Genomic DNA, 19,294 nt, shown 5'->3' on the forward strand with positions numbered 1-19,294 from the left:
GGTGTCGTGCGGGTGCGATTGCTTCGCTGCGCTCGCAATGCCCACCGCCTCCCACCAGAAACCAGGAACTTAAAAGTGCACAATCAGGTCGAGGGCGGCGGTAAACTGGTCGCGGCGGGTGCCTTTGTCGTAGGCCAGCAGGCCGGCGGCGTAGGCGTGGTCGTAGCGGGCCTCGGGGCGGAGGGTGAACAGGCCACCCCCAAAGTGCCGGATGTAGCCGATGGTGTGGCTGCTGTACACGGTTTTATTGCCGGTGCGCTGCCCGTCGATGTCATCCAGCAAGTCATTGCGCACCGATAGGTAGCTCGTGGGCGAAAGCAGCACCTGGAAATAGTTGACGGCCGCCACCGACTCGGACAGGCCCGGAATGAGCGCCCCCGCCCCCGCGCCGGCCCAGGGCCGGTCGGGCCCTTCGATAACGGTGCCGCCGGCCAGCGCGTCGTGCTGCCAGAGGTAGTACACCTCCGTCATCATGTGCACCTTGGGGCTGAAGCGGTGGCCCCAGGTAGCCACGCCCATTTGCACGTTGTCGTGGTTTTTGGAGTAGCTGCCCTCGCCCAGCGAGTTGATGCCCCCGAAGATGGAGTTATTATTATTCTTGGCCACCCAGCGCACAAACGCCTGGCCGTTGAGCTTGGCCGACTCGCTCCAGGGCACCAGCTCGTTGCCGGCGTGCACGCCCAGCTCCACCGTTACCTGGGGCGAGAGGCGCAGCGCGGCCAGCGCCCCGGTAAACGTGAAGGGGTCGTAGCTGAAGGTAAGCGAGTGGCTGAACAGGTAGTTGTCGGGCGCGAGCTGGGCCTCGATATCGGGCGGCGAAATGTAGCGGCCCACCCGCAGCGTGAGGCCCTGGGCCACCTTGGGCACGTAGAGCGTCACGTACTGCTCAATGGGGTCGAAGCCGTAGAGGTTGTTTTTCTTCAGCAGCTGGTTTGAAAACAGGCCCTTGGCCAGCGTGTAGCGGTAGTCGATGCCGTAGAGGTACGACGAGCGGAAGCCCCAGTCCACGTGGTCGGTCTGCATGGTATTCATTATCCGCTCAAACCGGATAACGGCCTGGCTCATCACCAGCTTGTTGGGCTGGATGTTGTAGGCCACCGGAATGTTGGAATTCTTCGACGTGCTGAACGTGTACGACGGGTTCAGCCAGCCATACACCCGGTACTTGCTGCTGGCCTGGCCGCCCAGCGCCTTTTGCAGCGGGTAGAGGGCCGTTTTGTCGGGGGCCCCAATAACGGGGCCCACCCACTCGCCGCTCGGAAACGGCAGCGACGGCAGTGGGGCGGGCAAGGCCCGGCCGTTGGTAGTGCGGGTGGTGGTATCGGCGGGGGGCGGGTTGCCGCCGCCGGTGCCGGTCAGCGATACCTGCCCGGCGGCAAAGGCGCTGCTCAATAGCAGGCCCGTAACTAAACTAAAACTCATGGTGCGGAAAAACACTGAACGTGTTACCGCCCCATTGCCAACACGGTACCAATCCGCAAAAACCGGCCTACTGAAGCCCTGTTGGCCTTTTTAGCTACCCACACGGCCTAGCGAAATGCTAGGCCCACGTGTAAAACGCTAGGCCGCTACCGGCGTGGCCGGCGCGGGCCGTTGCAGGCGCTTGGCCAGCGGCCCAATGGTGAGGCCCTGCCCCAGAATGGACACCACCACCACCACGTAGGTGATGCCCACCAGCAGCTCGCGCGGCATGGCGGGCGGCAGTGAAAGCGCCAGCGCCACCGAAATGCCGCCCCGCAACCCGCCCCAGGTGAGCACCGTGAGGCTGTGGCCGGTAAAATGCTGCCGCAGCTGCGGCAAACTCAGCGGCAAGCCCACCGACACCAGCCGGGCCACCAGCACCATGGCCACCGTGCACAGCCCCACCAGCACGTGCAGCCAGCTGATGTGGAGCACCAGTATCTCCAGGCCCATTAGCACGAAAAGCAGGGCGTTGAGAATCTCGTCCAGCATTTCCCAGAATTTATCCACGTACTCACGGGTGGTGTCCGACATGTCGCGCCGGCCCTTCGAGCCGATGACCAGGCCGGCCACCACCATGGCCAGCGGCCCCGAGGTGTGCAGGTAAATGGCCAGCGTGTTGCCGCCCAGCACCAGGGCCAGGGTAATGAGCACCTCGATTTTGTAGTTGTCGATGGACGTGAGCAGCCAGTGCGCCGCGTAGCCCAGGCCCGCGCCCAGCGCCAGCCCGCCCAGGCCCTCGCGCAGCAGCAGCGTCAGCACGTGCCCGGCCCCCACGTCCTCCCCCCCACCGCCGGCCAGCGCCAGCACGGTGGCAAACAGCACCACGCCCACCCCATCGTTGAACAATGACTCGCCCACAATCTGAATTTCGAGCTCCTTGGGCAGCCCCACCTGCGTGAGAATGCCCATCACGGCAATGGGGTCGGTGGGCGAGATGAGGGCACCAAACAGCAGGCAGTAGATAAAATCGAGGGGCAGCCCAAACAGCGGCAGCAGCAAATACAGCCCGCAGCCTATCATGCCCGTCGAAATGAGGGTGCCCACCGTGGCTAGCAGCAGCACCGGCACGCGCTGCCGCCCCAGGCTGCGCCCATCCAGGTGAATGGCCCCCGCAAACAGCAACAGGCTCAGCATGGCCTGCATCAGCACGGCGTTGAAATCGATGGTACGCACTACTTCCACTACTTGCAGCACCACGGGCACGCCCAGCCGCCCCAGCCCTACCAGCCCCAGCGACGACACCAGCGCCAGCACCATCAGCCCGATGGTGGCCGGCAGGTGCAAAAAGCGAAAATTGAGGTAAGCAAAGGCCGCGGCTACCACCAGCAGCAGCGAAAACGTGTAGTATAACTCCATAGCAACGGACCCAAAACCCAGTAAATTTCGCCGGCCGGCGGGCCAACAGCTGGCGGGCACCCGCCGCAAATATCCGGCGTTTTGCCCGTTGGTGCAGACATGGGGCATAGTCCCGCCGCTTTCCGATAGCCGTTAACTTCTACCGCCGGGCGCCCGGCGCGTGGCTAATCCAAGTTGCGGACCAGCGTACCGCGGAGGAAGGTTTAAGCCTGACGGGCCCCTTAGCCGGTCCGCCGGCGCGAACCGGCCGACCGGTTGTCGTTGACCGGTACGGGGCTGCGCAACGACAACCGGTCGGCCGGCTCGCGCCGGCGGACCGGGGAGCATGTGCCCGTCACGGGCGCCTCCCCCCCGGCCGCGGAGGGCGAGAGGTCAGAACTTACCTGCGCCGGGGGCCGGGCTGCCCGGTAGAAGTCAACGGCTCTCCGCCCCCCTCACTAGGTGGCATTGCTAGCAAATTGCAATCCGCCCTAGCAAAACGCTAGGCCCGCGCTAGCCAGTAATTTAATTAATTTATAGTCAACTTTTTAATTGACAATAAGTTGCAAACCACCTAACCCGTTGCGGCATTAGCTTTGTTACTACTGGCCCGAGCCTTTTATATGTAGTCCGGCAACTGGTCGAACTGCGGCTGGCCTCTCTCCCTGGCAGTAGCACGCCGGGCGAGAGGCCCTGGCCGGCGGCCCGCCGCGCGGGTGGCCGACCTTTGCTACAACATTGCGCGGGCCACCGCTTTCGGGCTGGGTTGCGGCGCTCGCTTTCTGCTTATGAATCTGAAGACCAAGATTACCGTCGGCTTTTTGGCGGTGCTACTGCTGCTGGCGGGCGTGGGGGCCTACACCCTCTACTCGCTTAAGCAGCTCGACCGCTCGGCCATCAACGTACTGAAAGACAACCTCTACTCGGTAGAGCTGGGCCAGCAGCTTACGGCGGCCCTCGACCAATTGGCCCCGGCCCAGCAGCAGCACTACCTCACGGCGACCGCCCCGGCCGGCTATGATGCCACGGTGCGCCAGGGCCTGGGCCAGTTTCGGCGGGCGCTCACCCGCGAGGCCGGCAACATTACCGAGCCCGGCGAGCGCGAGGTGGTCGATTCGCTCACCCGCACTTTTAGCGCCTACCAGCAGCTGCTGGCCGCGCCGGTGCCCGAGCGGCCCACCGATTATTATTTTGCCCGCGTGCTGCCGCAGCACCAGCTGCTGCGCGCCCAGACCGCCCGCATGGTGCAGCTCAACCTGACGGCCCTCACCCGCAAAAACGAAGCCTCGGCCCGCCAGGCCACCCAGGTTATCCGCTACACGCTGGCCATGCTCGTCTTCAGCGGACTAGTCATCCTGTTTTTCGTGCTCAGCGTGCCTGAGTCGGCCGTGACGCCCCTGCGCCGGCTGCTGGCCAGCATCGACCAGGCAAACCGCCAAGACTTCTCGTCCACGATTGAGGAAGGCGGGCGCGACGAGCTGGGCCAGGTGGCGCGGGCGTTCAACCGCCTGCTGGGCCAGCTGCAAGACTACCGCACTTCCACCCTGGCCCAGCTCACGGCCGAGCGCAACCGCGTGGCCAGCGTGGTCAACACCCTGGATGAGGGCCTGCTGCTGGTGGATGAAAACCGCCGTATTATCGTGGCCAACCCCGTCATCAGCAGCTTATTGGGCCTGCCCGTGGAGCAGCTCGTGGGCCGCGCCGCCGACGAGCTGGCCCAGCAAAACACCCTCTTTGGCCAGCTGCTACCCTACCTCGATACGCCTGCGGCCCAGCGCGCCCAGCAAAACGCCGTTTTCACCCTGTCCCAGCACGGGGAGGAGGCTTATTTCCGGCTGCTGGCCCACGATGTATTGAGCTTCAACCCAGCCCTCGATAAGCTGGAATTCACGGGTTCGGTGCTCACGCTGCGCAACGTGTCGGAATACAAGAAGCTGGACCAGGCCAAGTGGCACTTTCTGGCCCAGGTGTCGCAGGGGCTGCAAACGCCGCTCGCTGGTATGCAGCTCAGCCTCAAGCGCTTGCAGGAAGGCGCGGCGGGCTCGCTCACCCCCGAGCAGCAAAATATCACCTACACCCTGGCGCGCGAAAACAAGCAGCTGCTTAAGGTAGTGGGCGAGCTGCTGGATGTGTCGCGGCTAGAGCTGGGCACCATTCAACTCAACTTCCAGGGGGTGCGCCTGCACACGCTGGTGCAGTTCGTGGCCGATACCATTCAGCCGCAGCTGCAACCCAAGCGGCTGGTGCTCGATGTGCAGGTGCCCGATACGCTGCCCGCGGTGCGCGCCGACCTCGAAAAGACTACCTGGGTGCTGCTCAGCCTGTTGGCCAATGCCATTCGCTACTCGCACATGCAGGACCACCTGCGCATCGAAGCCCGCCTGGCCGGCGCCGGCCAACTGGTGCGGGTGAGCGTGCACGACCAGGGCCCCGGCATCGACCCGGCCAACCAGGACAAGATATTCCAGCGCTTTGCGCAGATACCCACCCAGGGCGGCTCGGGCCTGGGCCTCAGCATTGCCCGCGAGTTTGTGGCCAGCCAGGGCGGCGAGCTGGGGGTGGAAAGCGTGGTGGGCCAGGGCAGCACGTTTTGGTTTACGCTGCCCCTGGCCGGGCCAGTGGCAGCGTAAACCATTGTTTACAAACGTTATACCGGGGCCTGGTCGTAGCGCTCGTCGGCCAGCGTGGGCCACCCACCCTCAAACACAAACTCGGCCAGCGGCTTGCGGGTGCGCGGGGCCAGTTCGCGCTCGCGCAGGCCGTCGGGCAGCGTGTCGGCCGGGCCGGGGTAGCCAATGGTGAATACGGCAACCGGCTGGTAGTCGGCCGGAATATGAAAGGCCGCGCGGGCCGCGTCCTGCGAGAAGCCGGCCATCTGGTGAATCTGCAAGCCTAGCTCCACGCCCTGCACGGCCAGCGTGGCCATGGCCTGGCCCACGTCGTGGGTAGCCCAGGCATTGGGATTGTTATCGTGCGAAAACGTGGTTTTGGCAATGCTGATGGCCAGCACGGGCGCTTCCTTGGCCCACAGCTGGTTGAACGGCGCCAGCGTGCCCAGAATTTTGTCAAACGCCTCGGCGCTAGTGGCTTTGCTACCTACTACAAAGCGCCAGGGCTGCTCGCCAAAGCACGAAGAAGCCGAGCCGGCGGCCACAAAAAGCTGCTGCAACGCCTCGGCCGCTACCGGCTGGGCGGTGTAGGCGCGGGGGCTGCGGCGCTGCGCCAACTGGGGCAAAATGGGGTGCTCGGTCGGGAGCACATTGAGAAGGTCGGCCATGAGGTAGCGGGAAAAATTGCGTGAGCCGGGTAAACCGGGAAGCACTTGATTTGATTTATAAGGCGGGCCTTCACTTCATTTAATATACTTATTGACAGCACTTTACACACTAGTGCAGCGTAGCTTAGCAGCGGTTGCTACGCCCCCACGGGCCACTCGCGCACCAGCTGGCACTGGGCGGGGGTTTCCGGCGATTTGGTGTCGCTTTTGGCATCGGTGCGGCGCAGGTGCTGCACAAAGTCCAGGGCCCGCTGCCCGGTGGCGTAGCCGTGCCGGGCCAAAAAGCAGCCCACCACCGTGCCGGTGCGCCCGCGGCCGCCCCAGCAGTGCACGTAGGCGGGCTGGCCCGCCGCCAGGGACGCATCAAGCGCATTTAGAATGCGTTGCATATGCTCCGCAGCGGGCACGTCGAGGTCCACAATGGGCAGGCGGTGGGCGGTGGCGGCCACGCCCAGGGTGGCGGCCTCCTCAGCCAATTCGCGCTCGTAGCCCGGAATTATTGCGCCGTCGTAGTTCTGCTCATCGTCGTGCATGAGGTTGACGAACGTGCGGATACCCTGCCCCAGCAGGGCGCGCAGCTGCCGGCGGGTGCCGGCAGGGTCGGGCTTCACGGGCACGTAGCCGGCCAGCAGCTGGCCGGGCAGCACCCAGTAGGCGCGGTCGAAAGGTAAAACGGGGGAAGGAACGGAAGTCGGAAACGCATCAGCCATGCCCCAAAGAAACGCAGTGGCCTGGTTAGGAAGGAAGCGGGAGAGCACAGCTACTGCTGAGTTTAGACGCACGCGGAGCGTCTGTCATTGCGAGCAACGCGAAGCAATCGCATCCGGACGACACCCGCGCCAGTCGTTCGGATGCGATTGCTTCGCGTTGCTCGCAATGACAAACGTCTTTTGCGTAAGCCCTACTCAAATGCGCTGCTTGCATTGGATAGTCCGCGCTGCACCCAAAATTGAAACTCGCGTTAGCCAACGGCACCGCCCGCCGCTACGTTAGGGAGCTATGACTAAAGCCGTTTTCATTGCTACTGCGGAGCCTTACAGTGGCAAATCGCTCGTCACGCTGGGGCTCGTGAACATGCTGCTGGGCCAAACGCGGCAGGTGGGCTACTTCAAGCCCCTCATCGACTACGACCCGGCGCAGCAGCCCGACCCGCACCTGGCCACCATCAGCAGCTACTTTAAGCTGCCGCTGCCCGCGGCCAGCACCTACGCCTACACCCGCGCCGAGGCCCTGCACCTGCTCGAAACCGGGGCCCAGGGCGAGCTCATCGACACGGTTATTCGCAAGTTCAAGCACTGGGAGGACACCTGCGATTTTACGGTGGTGGAGGGCAGCGACTTCGTGGGGCCGGGCACCGCCTTTGAGTTCGATGCCAACGTGTCGATTGCCAAAAACTTAGGCGTGCCCGTTATCCTGGTGGTATCGGGGCAGGGCAAGAGCAGGGCCCAAGTAGTGAGCGCGGTGCTCACCACACTGCGCAACTTCGAGAGCCGCGAGGTGCCCGTGCTGCTGGTGGTGGCCAACCGCATTGCCCCCGCCCAGGCCGATGATGTGCAGGCCCTGCTGCGCAGCCAACTGCCGGCCGAGGTGCTGCTGGCCCTCATCCCCGACGACCCCAACCTGCTGCACCCCACCATGCGCGAAATTCAGGCCGGGCTGGGTGCCAAGCTGCTCTTTGGCGAGGCCGGCCTGGGCAACCAGGTCGACAACTACGTTATCGGGGCCATGCAGGTGCCCAATTTTCTTAACTACCTCAAGGATAACGTGTTAATTGTGACGCCCGGCGACCGCGGCGACATCATCGTGTGTGCCTTGCAGGCCAACCTGTCGGCCAGCTACCCCAAGGTGGCGGGCATCGTGCTTTCGACCGGCTCGGAGCCCGACGAGCCCGTGCGCCGCCTGCTGGAGGGTTTGCCCAATGCGGTGCCCATCCTGGCCGTGTCCACCGGCACCTTCGAAACCACCACGCGGGTGAGCGCCATTCGCTCGCGCCTCACGCCCGATAATCCGAAGAAGATTCAGCTGGCCATCAGCACCTTCGATCGCTACGTGGATGTGCCGGCGCTGCGGGAAAAGCTGGTCAGCTTCCAGCCCGAAGGCCTGACGCCCCACATGTTTCAGTACCGGCTGCTGCAATGGGCCAAGCGCGCCCGCCGCCACATTGTACTGCCCGAGGGCAACGACGACCGCATTCTGCGCGCCGCCGCCCAGCTGCTGCAGCAAGACGTGGTGGACCTCACCATCTTGGGCGACCCGGCCGCGGTGGCCGCGGCCATCAAGCGCCTGGGCCTGACCATGCCGCCCGAGCACCTGCGCATCATCGACCCGGTGAATTCGGCGCTGTACGCGGGCTACGTCGAGGCGTTTTATGAGCTGCGCAAGGACAAGGGCGTCAACCACGACATGGCCCGCGACCTGCTGCGCGACGTGTCGTACTTCGGCTCGATGATGGTGTACCAGGGCGATGCCGACGGCATGGTGTCGGGGGCGGTGCACACCACGCAGCACACCATCCGGCCGGCCCTGCAGTTTATCAAAACCAAGCCTGGCGTATCGGTGGTGTCGTCGGTATTTTTTATGTGCCTGCCCGACCGCGTGGCCGTGTTCGGCGACTGCGCCGTGAATCCTAATCCCACGGCCGAGCAGCTGGCCGAAATCGCCATCTCGTCGGCCGATAGCGCCGCCGCCTTCGGCATCGAGCCGCGCGTAGCTATGCTCTCGTACTCGTCGGGCACCTCTGGGGCGGGCGCCGATGTGGAGAAAGTGCGCCAAGCCACCGAGCTGGTGCGCCAGCGCCGCCCCGACCTCAAAGTGGACGGCCCCATCCAGTACGACGCGGCCGTGGACCCGCTGGTGGGCCGCCAGAAGCTGCCCGGCTCTGAAGTGGCGGGCCAGGCCAGCGTGCTCATCTTCCCCGACCTCAACACCGGCAACAACACCTACAAGGCCGTGCAGCGCGAAACCGGCGCACTGGCCATCGGCCCCGTGCTGCAAGGCCTCAACAAGCCCGTGAACGACCTCAGCCGCGGCTGCACCGTGGACGACGTGTTCAACACCGTGGTAATCACCGCTATTCAAAGCCAGCAGGGCTGATTGTGTTGAGAATCATTTGTCATCTAGGACTTACGGAACATCGTTTGTCATTGCGAGCACAGCGAAGCAATCGCATCCGAACGACGCTCGAACGACTCGTTCTGGTACGATTGCTTCGCTGTGCTCACAATGACAAACAGCTTTTAACGGCTGATTAATAGCTTAATAACTATACAACGTGAACATTTTCGTCGTCAATTCCGGCAGCAGCTCCATCAAATACCAGCTCTTCCGCTGGCCCGTGGAGCAGCCCGTATGCAGCGGGCTGGTCGAGCGCGTGGGCTCGGCGCAAGCCACGATTACGCACCGGGTTTTCAACTTGCAAGCCCCGGCCAGCCCGCCCACCGAAACCCAGCTAACCCTGCCGCTGGCCGACCACGAAGCGGGCTTGCACGAAGTGGTGCGCCTGCTCACCGCCGCGCCCCAGGGCGTTATTCAGGACCCGGCCGACGTGGCAGTGGTGGGGCACCGGGTGGTGCACGGGGGCGAGTCGTTTGCCGAGGCCACACCCATCACGCCCGCCGTGAAGGCCGAGATTAAGCGGCTATTTACGCTGGCCCCGCTGCACAACCCGGCCAACTACCTGGGCATTGAAGTAGCCGAGCGCGTGTTTCCGCGGGCCCGGCAGGTGGCGGTGTTCGACACGGCTTTCCACCAGACGCTGCCCGAGCACGCCTTTCGCTACGCCCTGCCCACGGCCCTCTACACCGAGCAGCGCATCCGCAAGTACGGCTTTCACGGCACCAGCCACCAGTACGTGGCCGCCCAGGCCGCCGCTTACCTAGATAAGCCTGATGCGCGCCTTATCACCATTCACCTCGGCAACGGGTGCAGCGTGGCGGCGGTGCGCGGCGGCCAGAGCCTGGATACCAGCATGGGATTCAGCCCGTTGGCCGGCCTGGTGATGGGCACCCGCTCCGGCGACGTCGACCCGTCGGTGCTGCTGCACCTGCTCGGGCCGCTGGGCTACACGGTAGAGCAGGTCAACACCCTGCTCAACAAGGAAAGCGGCATGCTGGGTCTCACCGGCGCTAACGACATGCGCGACATTACTACCGCCCTGGCCGCCGGCGATGCCCGCGCCGCGCTGGCCTACGACCTGTACGCCTACCGCATCCGCCAGTACATCGGGGCCTACGCGGCCGTGCTCAACGGCCTGGATGCCATCGTGTTCACGGCCGGTGTGGGCGAAAATGACGCCCTGGTGCGCGCGCGGGTCTGCCAGGACATGGAGTTTTTTGGCTTAATCCTGGACGAAGCCAAAAACCAGCAGCGCACCCCTGGCCTGCGGGAGCTAAATGCGCCGGAAGGTCAGGTAAAAATCCTGGTCATCCCCACCGCCGAAGAGCTGGAAATTGCGCGGCAATGCGCCAGCCTAGTTAGCGGCTAGGCCGTAGTAATGCGTAAGCGGCCATATCTCAGCTACTGCGCTTTCTACTAGGCAGCGTACTTTGGCGCAAGCTAATGCTAGCCCCTACATTCGTCCTACTCATAATTTTCGCCTCCTCCCACCCGCTATGCAGCCCCAGCCCCACGCGCCCGAAGCCTTGTTTCCCGATTCCTTGCTCATCGAAGTGGCCTGGGAAGTATGCAACCAGGTGGGTGGCATCTATACCGTTATCCGCTCCAAGGTGCCAGCTACCATGCCGGCCTGGGGTGGGCGCTACTGCCTGCTAGGCCCCTACTTTCCGCAGCAGGCCCAGGGGGAGTTTGAGAGCTACGACGACGACCAGCTGGCTGGCATGAACGACCCCTACGCCCAGGCCGTGCGCACGCTGCGCGCCCAAGGCATGGACATTTGCCTCGGGGTGTGGCTCGTCACGGGCCGGCCCCGCACGGTGCTCATCAACCCGTTTCAGAAGTACAATGAGCTGGGCACGCTGAAAAGTGACCTCTGGCGCGACCACCAGATACCCGCCCCCGACAACGATGACCTGCTGCACCAGGTTATCGCCTTTGGCCACCTGGCTACTCAGTTTATCGAAACCGTAGCCCGCCAAACGGTCAACCAGTGGAAGGTAGTGGCCCATTTCCACGAGTGGATGACGGGCGTGGCCATTCCAGAGCTACGCCGCCGCCAAGCCCCTGTGCACCTGGTATTTACCACGCACGCCACGCTGCTGGGCCGCTACCTGGCCATGAACGACCCCGAGTTCTACGACCACCTCATGCTGGTGGACTGGCGCACCCAGGCGCGCCACTTCAACATTGAGCCGGCCGTGAGCATGGAGCGCGCCGCCGCCCACGGCAGCCACGTGTTCACCACCGTGAGCGAGCTGACCGTGCGCGAATGCATCTATTTACTGGATAGGATACCCGATGCGGTGCTGCCCAACGGCCTCAACATCGAGCGCTTCGTGGCCCTGCACGAGTTTCAAAACCTGCACAAGCTCTACAAGGATAAAATCCACGAGTTTGTGATGGCCCACTTCTTCCAGAGCTACTCCTTCGACCTCGACCAGACGCTGTACCTGTTCACGTCGGGCCGTTACGAGTATCATAATAAGGGCTTCGACCTGACCCTGGAGGCCCTGGCCCGCCTCAACCACCGCCTGCAAGCCAGCGGCCTGGAAGGCCAGGTAGTCATGTTTTTCATCACCAAGCGGCCCTACACTAGCATCAACCCGCTGGTGCTGCAAAGCCGCGCCCAGCTGGAGGAAGTGCGCCAAACCTGCCGGGCCATTGAGGAGCAGGTGGGCGAGCGGCTGTTTTACGCCGCCGCCGCCAGCGCCGACCACCGCCTGCCCGACCTCGACAGCATGGTGGACGACTACTGGAAGCTGCGCTATCGCCGCGGCCTGCAAAGCTGGAAAACCTCGGCCCTGCCCTCCGTCATTACCCACAACCTGGTGAACGATCAGGACGATGATATCCTGAACTTCGTGCGCCGCGCCAACTTGGTCAACAACCAGCACGACCGCGTGAAAATCGTGTATCATCCTGATTTTGTGAGTACTACCTCACCTTTGTTTGGTATGGACTACGGGCAGTTTGTGCGCGGCTGCCACCTGGGCGTGTTCCCCAGCTACTACGAGCCCTGGGGCTACACCCCGCTGGAGTGCGCCGCCCGTGGCGTGCCGGCCATCACCAGTGACCTCTCCGGCTTCGGCGACTACGTGCAAAAAAACGTGCCCGAGCACGAGGACAAGGGCATTTTTGTGGTGCGCCGCCAGGAGCGCAGCTTCGACCAGTCGGCCGAGGAGCTTACTGATATGCTCTGGAATTTTGTGCTGCTAAGCCGCCGCGACCGCATCAGCCAGCGCAACCGGGTGGAAAGCTCAGCCGACATTTTTGACTGGAAAAACCTGCGCGTGTATTACGACCGCGCCTATGCGCTGGCGCTGGAGCGGCAGTAGGGTGTCGTTCAATAAGTTATCGCAGAGATTCGCCGCGGTAAACCGCTGAGAACAGACGTTGAACAGCTCAGCGAACCTCTGCGGTAACTTCCCGAACGACACCCGCATGAAAAAGCTATTCGCCTTCCTCCTCCTACCCGCCGCTGCCCTCGCCCACGAGTTCTGGCTGCAACCCACCAGCTACCGGGTAGCGGTGGGCGCGGCCGTGCCGCTGCGGCTGCTGGTGGGCCAGAACTTTGCGGGCGAAACCTGGCCCCGCCCCACGCGCCGGGTGCGCCGCTTCGTGCGCATGGGTCCCAGCGGCGCGGCCGACTCCACCGACCTACGCCCGGCCCTGCTGGCCGATTCGGTAACCCCGGCCATGCGCTGCCCCACACCGGGTACCCACCTGGTGGCGCTCACCAGCCAGCCCGCTTTTATGGAGCTGCCCGCTGCCCAGTTCACTGCCTACCTACGCGAAGAAGGCTTGGGCCCGGCCCTGCGCCAGCGCGAAGAGGACGGCCAAACCGCTACCAAGCCCGGCCGCGAGGCCTACCGCCGCTGCGCCAAGGCGCTAGTGCTGGCCACCAGCGGCCCCCGGCTAGCCCCAGCCGCAGCCGACACTGCTTTTCGCCGGGTGCTGGGGCTGCCCCTGGAGCTGGTGCCCGAGCAAAACCCTTACCGCCTGCGGCCCGGCGCGGCCCTCACAGTGCGCGTGCTGGCCCAAGGCCAGCCCGTGCCGGGCGCGCTGGTGCAGGTGTGGCAAGCCGAAATTCGTTCGAGCGCGCAACCATCTGCCGCGCCAATTGTTAGCCACTTCACTACCCACACCAATGCCCAGGGCCGGGTGCTGCTGCGCCTGCCTGGGGCCGGCCCCTACCTGCTGGCCACCGTGCGCATGGAGGCTGCCCCACCCCAACTGGCCAACCGGGCCGATTGGCTGAGCACCTGGGCCTCGCTTACCTTCGGCGGGCCGCTCACGGCAGCTGAAAAGCATTAGTCGCACCTTACCAAGTAGTTAGCGCTATGCGTGCGGCTGCGCTTACTTCTGCGTTTTCCTTTTTATCCTTACCTTCGCTTCTCAGCACCAAATCTCATTCTCCCGCCGCGGTTTTTATGAAGTACTCCATCGATAAAAAAGAAAGCTATACCGTCATCACCATTGATGAAAAAAAGCTTGATACGACCGTTGCGCCTGACCTAAAATCGGAGTTTGTTAAGCTCAACGCGGAAGGCAGTAACAACCTGATACTCGACCTGCAAAACGTAAAATACACCGACTCGTCGGGGCTCAGCAGTATCCTCATTGCCAACCGCCTCTGCAACTCAACAGGCGGCCTGCTCGTGCTCACCGGCCTGCAAGACCACGTGCTGAAGCTCATTACCATCAGCAAGCTGGAGTCGGTGCTGCACATCCTGCCCACCGTGGAGGAAGGCATCGACCGCATCTTTTTGCACGCCATCGAGCGCGACCTGACCGATAAAGAATAGTTTTTTCACTAAGCTGTTAGCCGTTAGCTATTAGCTGTTGGCTTCTCATTTCTATGAGAGCCGGCACCTGATAGCTAGCGGTTATACTTTTTCAGAAGCTACTCGTTGGTTCATTTCGTGAAAAAGCTAACAGCTAATAGCCAACGGCTAACAGCTAAACGCCAGTGACTTTTGAGCTTCAGATATTAGGTAGTGGCTCGGCCACGCCGATGGTGGGCCGCCACCCCACGGCGCAGCTGCTGGCCGTGGGCGAGGGCCGCTACCTCATCGACTGCGGCGAGGGCACGCAATTGCGGCTGCTGGAGCATCGCCGCCGCCTGAGCTCACTGCGGGTTATTTTCATTTCGCACCTGCATGGCGACCATTACCTGGGTTTGTTTGGCCTACTGAGCACGCTCAGTCTGCAAGGCCGCCAGGAGCCGCTGACGGTGGTGGGCCCGCCCGGCCTGGAGCTGGTAGTTACCACCCAGGCCCTGCACTCGCGCATGCAGCCCCACTACGACATCACTTTCGTGCCCGTCGATACCGAGGCCCACAGCGTGGTGTACGAGGATGCCCTGGTGCGGGTGTGGTCGCTGCCCATGCACCACCGCATTCCGTGCAGCGGCTACCTGTTTGAGGAGCAGCCCCGCCGCGCCAAGCTGGTAAAGGAGCTGCTACCCACCGGCCTCACCCCCGCCGAGCTCAGCCAGCTGGCCCAGGGCCACGACCTGCCCGCCGATGAGGCTACCGGCCGCCCCGCCCTGGCCCATGCCGATGTGTCGGTGCCCGCCGCCCGGCCGCGCCGTTACGCTTTCTGCTCCGACACCATTTATACGCCTGCGCTGGCCGAGCTGGTGCAGGGGGTGGACCTACTTTACCACGAGGCTACCTTTTTGCACGACTTGCGTGACCGGGCCGCCACCACTCACCATAGCACCGCCCGGCAGGCCGCCGAGCTGGCCCGCGCCGCCGACGTACATCGCTTGCTCATCGGCCATTTTTCGTCGCGCTACAAGCAGCTCGACCCGCACTTGCAGGAAGCCAAAGCCGTTTTTGAGTGGACCGAGCTAGCCACTGAAGGCCTGCTGGTGAGCGTGTAAAAATCACCTGTCATTGCGAGCGCAACGCAGTGGAGCGCGGCAATCGTACCAAAACGAAACCCGAACGATTTGGTCTGATGCGATTGCCGCGCTCCACTGCGTTGCGCTCGCAATGACAAATTTGGATATGCCCGCCACTCACGCCCATAAGAAACAGCAGCTTTACTTGGTGCTCAGTGGCATTTTTTTGGTAAATGCGCTGCTGGCCGAAATCATCGGCGTCAAGATATTTTCGGTTGAAAAAACCTTCGGCCTCACTGGCAATCTCACGGCGGGCGTGCTGGTGTGGCCGGTGGTATTCATCTCCACCGACGTTATCAACGAGTACTTCGGGCGCAAGGGCGTGCTGCGCATCACCTTCCTCACGGTGGGGCTGATTTTGTACGCCTTTTTGGTCATTCTGGGCACTACAAAGTTGATTCCGGCCGATTTCTGGCTCGACCTCAACAAGACCGATGCCCAGGGCCGACCCTTCAATATTGAGTTTGCCTACCAGAGCATTTTTCGGCAGGGGCTGGGCATTATTATCGGCTCGCTGGTGGCCTTTGTGATTGGGCAGGTGCTGGATGCCAGCGTGTTTCAAGCGTTTCGGCGCGTCACGGGCAGCCGCTTTATCTGGCTGCGGGCCACGGGCTCTACGCTCATTTCGCAGTTAGTGGACAGCTTTGTGGTGCTCTACGTGGCATTTCACGTGTTTGGCAACTGGCCAATGGCGCAGGTTATCAGCGTAGCCAAATTTAACTACTGGTATAAATTCGCGGCGGCTATTCTGCTCACGCCGGTGCTCTACCTGGCGCACTATGCCATTGACCGCTACCTCGGCCCGGCCGAAACGGCGGAGCTGCAGGAGGAGGCAGTAACAGACGTAAGCGTTTAACAACTAATTAACTGCAAAATGAGCTACCTATTTCGTTCAGCACTACTCGCGGTGGGGCTGCTACTGCCTGGGCTGAGCATGGCGCAATACGCGCCGGGCGTTTATAAGCTGGTGAATAATCCGCAGCAATACGTGGGTAATTTACTGGTGGATGGCCCCGAATTGCGCGTAAAAAACGGCAAGAGAATTACGCACGTTGCCGCCAGTGCCATCACCTACGTAAAAATAGCTGACAAGCAGTATTTCATTCCGGCCCAGGGCTTCCTCGTTCCGGCCGGCGTGAAATATGTGCCACTGCCCAGCACGCTGGTCGAAGTGCTTGATAGCGGCCGGGTGTCGCTGCTGCGCTACGAGTCGGCCAACGCCCGTGCGTACGGCGTTAATGGGGAAGTGACGAGCGGAGGCGCGGTGGCAGTGTACCTGGTAAAAACGGCCGACGCGACTAATGCCATCAGCCTGCCCGACTACGCCTGGACCAACAAAGGCCAGAAGCTGCGGCTTGCGCTTCGGCCCTATGCCGCCGACCGGCCCGATTTGCTGGCCTTGCTAGATGGTGGCCCAATTTCGGAGGGTATGCTTACCGCTTTTTTTCACGCGCTCAACTCTGGGCAACCTTTTGTAAAGCCCTAGCAATTGCTTGGCGCACTACGCCATTGACCGCGCCCGTGGCCCGGCCGAAACGGCGGAACTATAAAAGGAAGTGTTGGGGATAAAAGCGCGTGAAGCCCCACCTTTACCTTAGCCACTTTATTTTCCACCAGTGCGCCTCATTCTTCTAATAGCCGCTTTCCTGATTTCTCGACTAGCAAACGCTCAATTTGGCGAATTGAATACCTTTAAGCCAGGCTCCTACGTGTTGCGGGCCTCACCTGGCAACCGTCAGGTATGCATGCTTAAGCTGCGCAACCCGGAGAAACTAGTCGTGCAAAGGTTTGGCGCTAAGAACGTTATATTAACTCCAACCGAGGTATCGACATTTCGGATTGAGAATGAGAAGTATACCGTTGTCGAAGGCTTTGAAGTACGAGCCGACTTTGGTCGTCGTATAATAATGGGCAAAGTATTTCTGCAACAGCTGGACAGCGGCCGCATAGAGCTTATGCGTTACGACTATCCCAATAACCCCAATGGCACGCTACCCGCGCCTAGCATTTACCTGCTGCGCATGGGTAGCACGCTGGCCGCTATTTCCGGTAAATGGACTGGTAACCCGGGTGAGGAGTTTCGCACTAACTTATTGCCAATTGTGGCCTCCCGGCCCGACTTAGTGCAGTTTGTTAAATCTAAGTACATTTCGGCCAATGATATGCCCGACATCGTCCATGCGCTAAATACCGGTAAATCCTTACGGGCTATTGAAACGCCCGGCCCCAAAGCAGACTAACTTCTTAATTATTCGCATGTCCCGCATACTCACCGGCATCCAGAGCACCGGCCGGCCGCACCTCGGCAACCTGCTCGGCGCCATTCTCCCGGCTATCGAGCTGTCGAAAAACCCGGCCAACGATTCGCTGTATTTCATCGCCGACCTGCACTCTCTCACCACCGTGCGCGACCCGGCGCTGCTGCGCGCCAACACCTACGCCGTGGCAGCGGCGTGGCTGGCCTGCGGCTTCGACACCGCAAAAAACCTGTTTTACCGGCAGTCTGATGTGCCACAGGTGACCGAGCTGACCTGGTATTTATCGTGCTTCACGCCCTACCCGATGCTGGCTAACGCGCACAGCTTCAAGGATAAGAGTGATAAGCTGTCGGATGTGAACGCTGGCCTCTTCACCTACCCGGTGCTCATGGCGGCCGACATTCTGCTCTACGACGCCGACATTGTGCCGGTGGGCAAAGACCAGGTGCAGCACCTCGAAATAGCCCGCGACATTGCCCACGCGTTCAACAGCCGCTACGGCGATACGCTGGTGCCGCCCCTGGCCCGCGTCGATGCCGAGCTGATGACCATTCCCGGCACCGACGGCGCGAAGATGAGCAAGAGCTACGGCAACACCATCGACGTGTTTGCACCCGAGAAGGAACTGCTGAAGACCATCAAAACCATTATTTCGAGCAGCACGCCGCTCGAAGCCCCCAAAGACCCCGCTACCGACGTCACCTTCAAGCTGTACTCGCTGCTGGCCACGCCCGCCGAAACCGCCGACCTGCGCCAGCGCTACGAGGCCGGCGGCTACGGCTACGGCCACGCCAAGCAGGAGCTTTACGAATTGATTTTGAAGCGCTTCGCTACGGAGCGCGAGCAGTTTAACTTCTACCTGAACAACCTGCCCGAGATTGATGCGCAGCTAGCCATCGGGGCCCGGCGGGCGCAGGAGTATGGCGCGGGTGTGCTGGCCAAGGTGCGCCAAAAGGTGGGGTATGGCCGGTAACCAATAGCTTGTCATTGCGCGCGCAACGCAGTGGAGCGCGGCAATCTTTCCTTCACGCTTGGGTTGGTAATTCTAATGATAAGGACGACCAAGGAAAGATTGCCGCGCTCCACTGCGTTGCGCGCGCAATGACAAACAGTTAAAACTGCTGCTGGTTGGAAAAGCTGAAGCCCACCTTGCTGCCGCGGCTTACCTGCTGGTTTTCCAGCTTTTGCTTGACGCTGATTTTCTGGATTTCGGGGAGCGGCGGGGCGATGAGGTCGTTGTTGACGGCCGCAATCATGGCGCTTTCCACGAAAAGGCGCAGCGACTCGGCGGTTACCGCGTTGTGGCTCATGTCGTTGCCGGGCAACTCTAGTTGCTGCACGCCTTCGAGGAAGTAGTGGCTGTCGATGTTGATGAGCAGGCGGCCCAGCAGGTAGCCGGGGTCGTTGAGGCGCTGGTAGCGAATGCTATCGGCCATGAAGTTGTAGGCCATGATGTGGCCAAAGAAGCGCCGCCGAAAATCGGCCGCCACGTAGGGCGTGGTGAGCGGGCCAAAATCGTCGGGAAACGTGACGATATTGGAGTGCATCACGAACACCAGTAAGTCGCCCGAAAAGCGGATGTGAAACTCCATCTCATTGACGGGCAGGCACTCGATGCGCACGCTGGCGTCGGCATCGGTGGTTACTTTTTGGGTCAGCTCCAGGCACAACTGCTGCGATACCTGGCGCAACAGCGTGAAGGCCGCCTGCGTGGCCCGGAAGATGGCCTGCTTGGCGCTCGACTTTTCGCGCAGGCCCTCGGCAATGAGGTAGAGGCGGTCGGGCGGCAGGGCCTCGGGGGCAGCGGCCGCCGCTGGGGGCGCGGCGGGGGCTTTTTTGGGGCGGGCAGTCTTTTTGCGAGGAGCCGGCTGGTCGGTGGGAGGAGCCGGCGCGGGGGAAGCAGCAGATTTAGCCATTGGTACCGAATAAGTGAGGAGC

16 protein-coding genes are annotated in these 19,294 nt (G+C 62.2%); 11 read left to right on the forward strand and 5 right to left on the reverse strand.

The window, feature by feature from the left end:
• Positions 1 to 69: 69 nt before the first annotated feature.
• Both ACYVGC_RS03320 and ACYVGC_RS03325 read right to left on the reverse strand, forming a co-directional pair.
• Positions 70 to 1,422 carry an outer membrane beta-barrel protein gene (locus ACYVGC_RS03320; protein ID WP_460582353.1) on the reverse strand — a complete coding sequence of 451 codons (1,353 nt, stop codon included), beginning with the start codon at positions 1,420 to 1,422 and terminating at the stop codon, positions 70 to 72.
• A 138-nt stretch (positions 1,423 to 1,560) separates the two neighbouring features.
• On the reverse strand, positions 1,561 to 2,820 hold the full coding sequence (locus ACYVGC_RS03325) for a cation:proton antiporter (RefSeq protein ID WP_460582354.1): 1,260 nt from the start codon (positions 2,818 to 2,820) through the stop codon (positions 1,561 to 1,563).
• 767 nt (positions 2,821 to 3,587) lie between these two features.
• Here ACYVGC_RS03325 and ACYVGC_RS03330 point away from each other — a divergent pair.
• Complete coding sequence (locus ACYVGC_RS03330; protein WP_460582355.1) at positions 3,588 to 5,429, forward strand: HAMP domain-containing sensor histidine kinase; 1,842 nt, start codon at positions 3,588 to 3,590, stop codon at positions 5,427 to 5,429.
• 17 nt (positions 5,430 to 5,446) lie between these two features.
• Here ACYVGC_RS03330 and ACYVGC_RS03335 read toward each other — a convergent pair whose 3' ends face one another.
• Together ACYVGC_RS03335 and ACYVGC_RS03340 are read right to left on the reverse strand one after the other, a co-directional pair.
• Positions 5,447 to 6,076: a nitroreductase family protein gene (locus tag ACYVGC_RS03335; protein WP_460582356.1), complete on the reverse strand. Its 630-nt coding sequence runs from the start codon at positions 6,074 to 6,076 to the stop codon at positions 5,447 to 5,449.
• A 137-nt stretch (positions 6,077 to 6,213) separates the two neighbouring features.
• Entirely contained in the window at positions 6,214 to 6,786 is a 573-nt protein-coding gene (locus tag ACYVGC_RS03340) for a protein-tyrosine phosphatase family protein (protein WP_460582357.1), read from the reverse strand.
• Between the two features lie 289 nt (positions 6,787 to 7,075).
• On the opposite strand from ACYVGC_RS03340, the gene pta reads away from it, so the two are divergent.
• The 10 genes from pta to trpS all read left to right on the forward strand — a co-directional run bounded on the left by pta (position 7,076) and on the right by trpS (position 18,329).
• Positions 7,076 to 9,169 (forward strand): phosphate acetyltransferase, encoded by a 2,094-nt coding sequence (pta, locus tag ACYVGC_RS03345; RefSeq protein WP_460582358.1) that lies wholly within the window; start codon positions 7,076 to 7,078, stop codon positions 9,167 to 9,169.
• Positions 9,170 to 9,347: 178 nt separating this feature from the next.
• Entirely contained in the window at positions 9,348 to 10,559 is a 1,212-nt protein-coding gene (locus ACYVGC_RS03350) for an acetate/propionate family kinase (protein WP_460582359.1), read from the forward strand.
• Positions 10,560 to 10,686: 127 nt separating this feature from the next.
• Complete coding sequence (locus tag ACYVGC_RS03355; RefSeq protein WP_460582360.1) at positions 10,687 to 12,525, forward strand: glycosyltransferase family protein; 1,839 nt, start codon at positions 10,687 to 10,689, stop codon at positions 12,523 to 12,525.
• Positions 12,526 to 12,631: 106 nt separating this feature from the next.
• Entirely contained in the window at positions 12,632 to 13,504 is an 873-nt protein-coding gene (locus tag ACYVGC_RS03360; protein WP_460582361.1) for a DUF4198 domain-containing protein, read from the forward strand.
• A gap of 116 nt (positions 13,505 to 13,620) precedes the next feature.
• Positions 13,621 to 13,995: an STAS domain-containing protein gene (locus ACYVGC_RS03365; RefSeq protein ID WP_151089188.1), complete on the forward strand. Its 375-nt coding sequence runs from the start codon at positions 13,621 to 13,623 to the stop codon at positions 13,993 to 13,995.
• A 164-nt stretch (positions 13,996 to 14,159) separates the two neighbouring features.
• The gene (locus ACYVGC_RS03370) at positions 14,160 to 15,077 is read left to right on the forward strand and encodes a ribonuclease Z (protein ID WP_460582362.1); all 918 of its coding nucleotides are present in this window, start codon (positions 14,160 to 14,162) and stop codon (positions 15,075 to 15,077) included.
• A 127-nt stretch (positions 15,078 to 15,204) separates the two neighbouring features.
• Complete coding sequence (locus tag ACYVGC_RS03375) at positions 15,205 to 15,954, forward strand: VUT family protein (protein ID WP_460582363.1); 750 nt, start codon at positions 15,205 to 15,207, stop codon at positions 15,952 to 15,954.
• Between the two features lie 18 nt (positions 15,955 to 15,972).
• Positions 15,973 to 16,584 (forward strand): PALP domain-containing protein, encoded by a 612-nt coding sequence (locus ACYVGC_RS03380; RefSeq protein ID WP_460582364.1) that lies wholly within the window; start codon positions 15,973 to 15,975, stop codon positions 16,582 to 16,584.
• Positions 16,585 to 16,714: 130 nt separating this feature from the next.
• A complete protein-coding gene (locus ACYVGC_RS03385) occupies positions 16,715 to 17,338 on the forward strand; it encodes a hypothetical protein (RefSeq protein WP_460582365.1) in 624 nt (207 codons plus the stop codon).
• A 16-nt stretch (positions 17,339 to 17,354) separates the two neighbouring features.
• On the forward strand, positions 17,355 to 18,329 hold the full coding sequence (gene trpS, locus ACYVGC_RS03390; protein WP_460582366.1) for a tryptophan--tRNA ligase: 975 nt from the start codon (positions 17,355 to 17,357) through the stop codon (positions 18,327 to 18,329).
• 139 nt (positions 18,330 to 18,468) lie between these two features.
• On the opposite strand, the gene ACYVGC_RS03395 is transcribed toward trpS, so the two are convergent.
• Entirely contained in the window at positions 18,469 to 19,272 is an 804-nt protein-coding gene (locus tag ACYVGC_RS03395) for a hypothetical protein (protein WP_460582367.1), read from the reverse strand.
• Positions 19,273 to 19,294: the final 22 nt, after the last annotated feature.

This window comes from Hymenobacter arcticus (assembly GCF_054779975.1).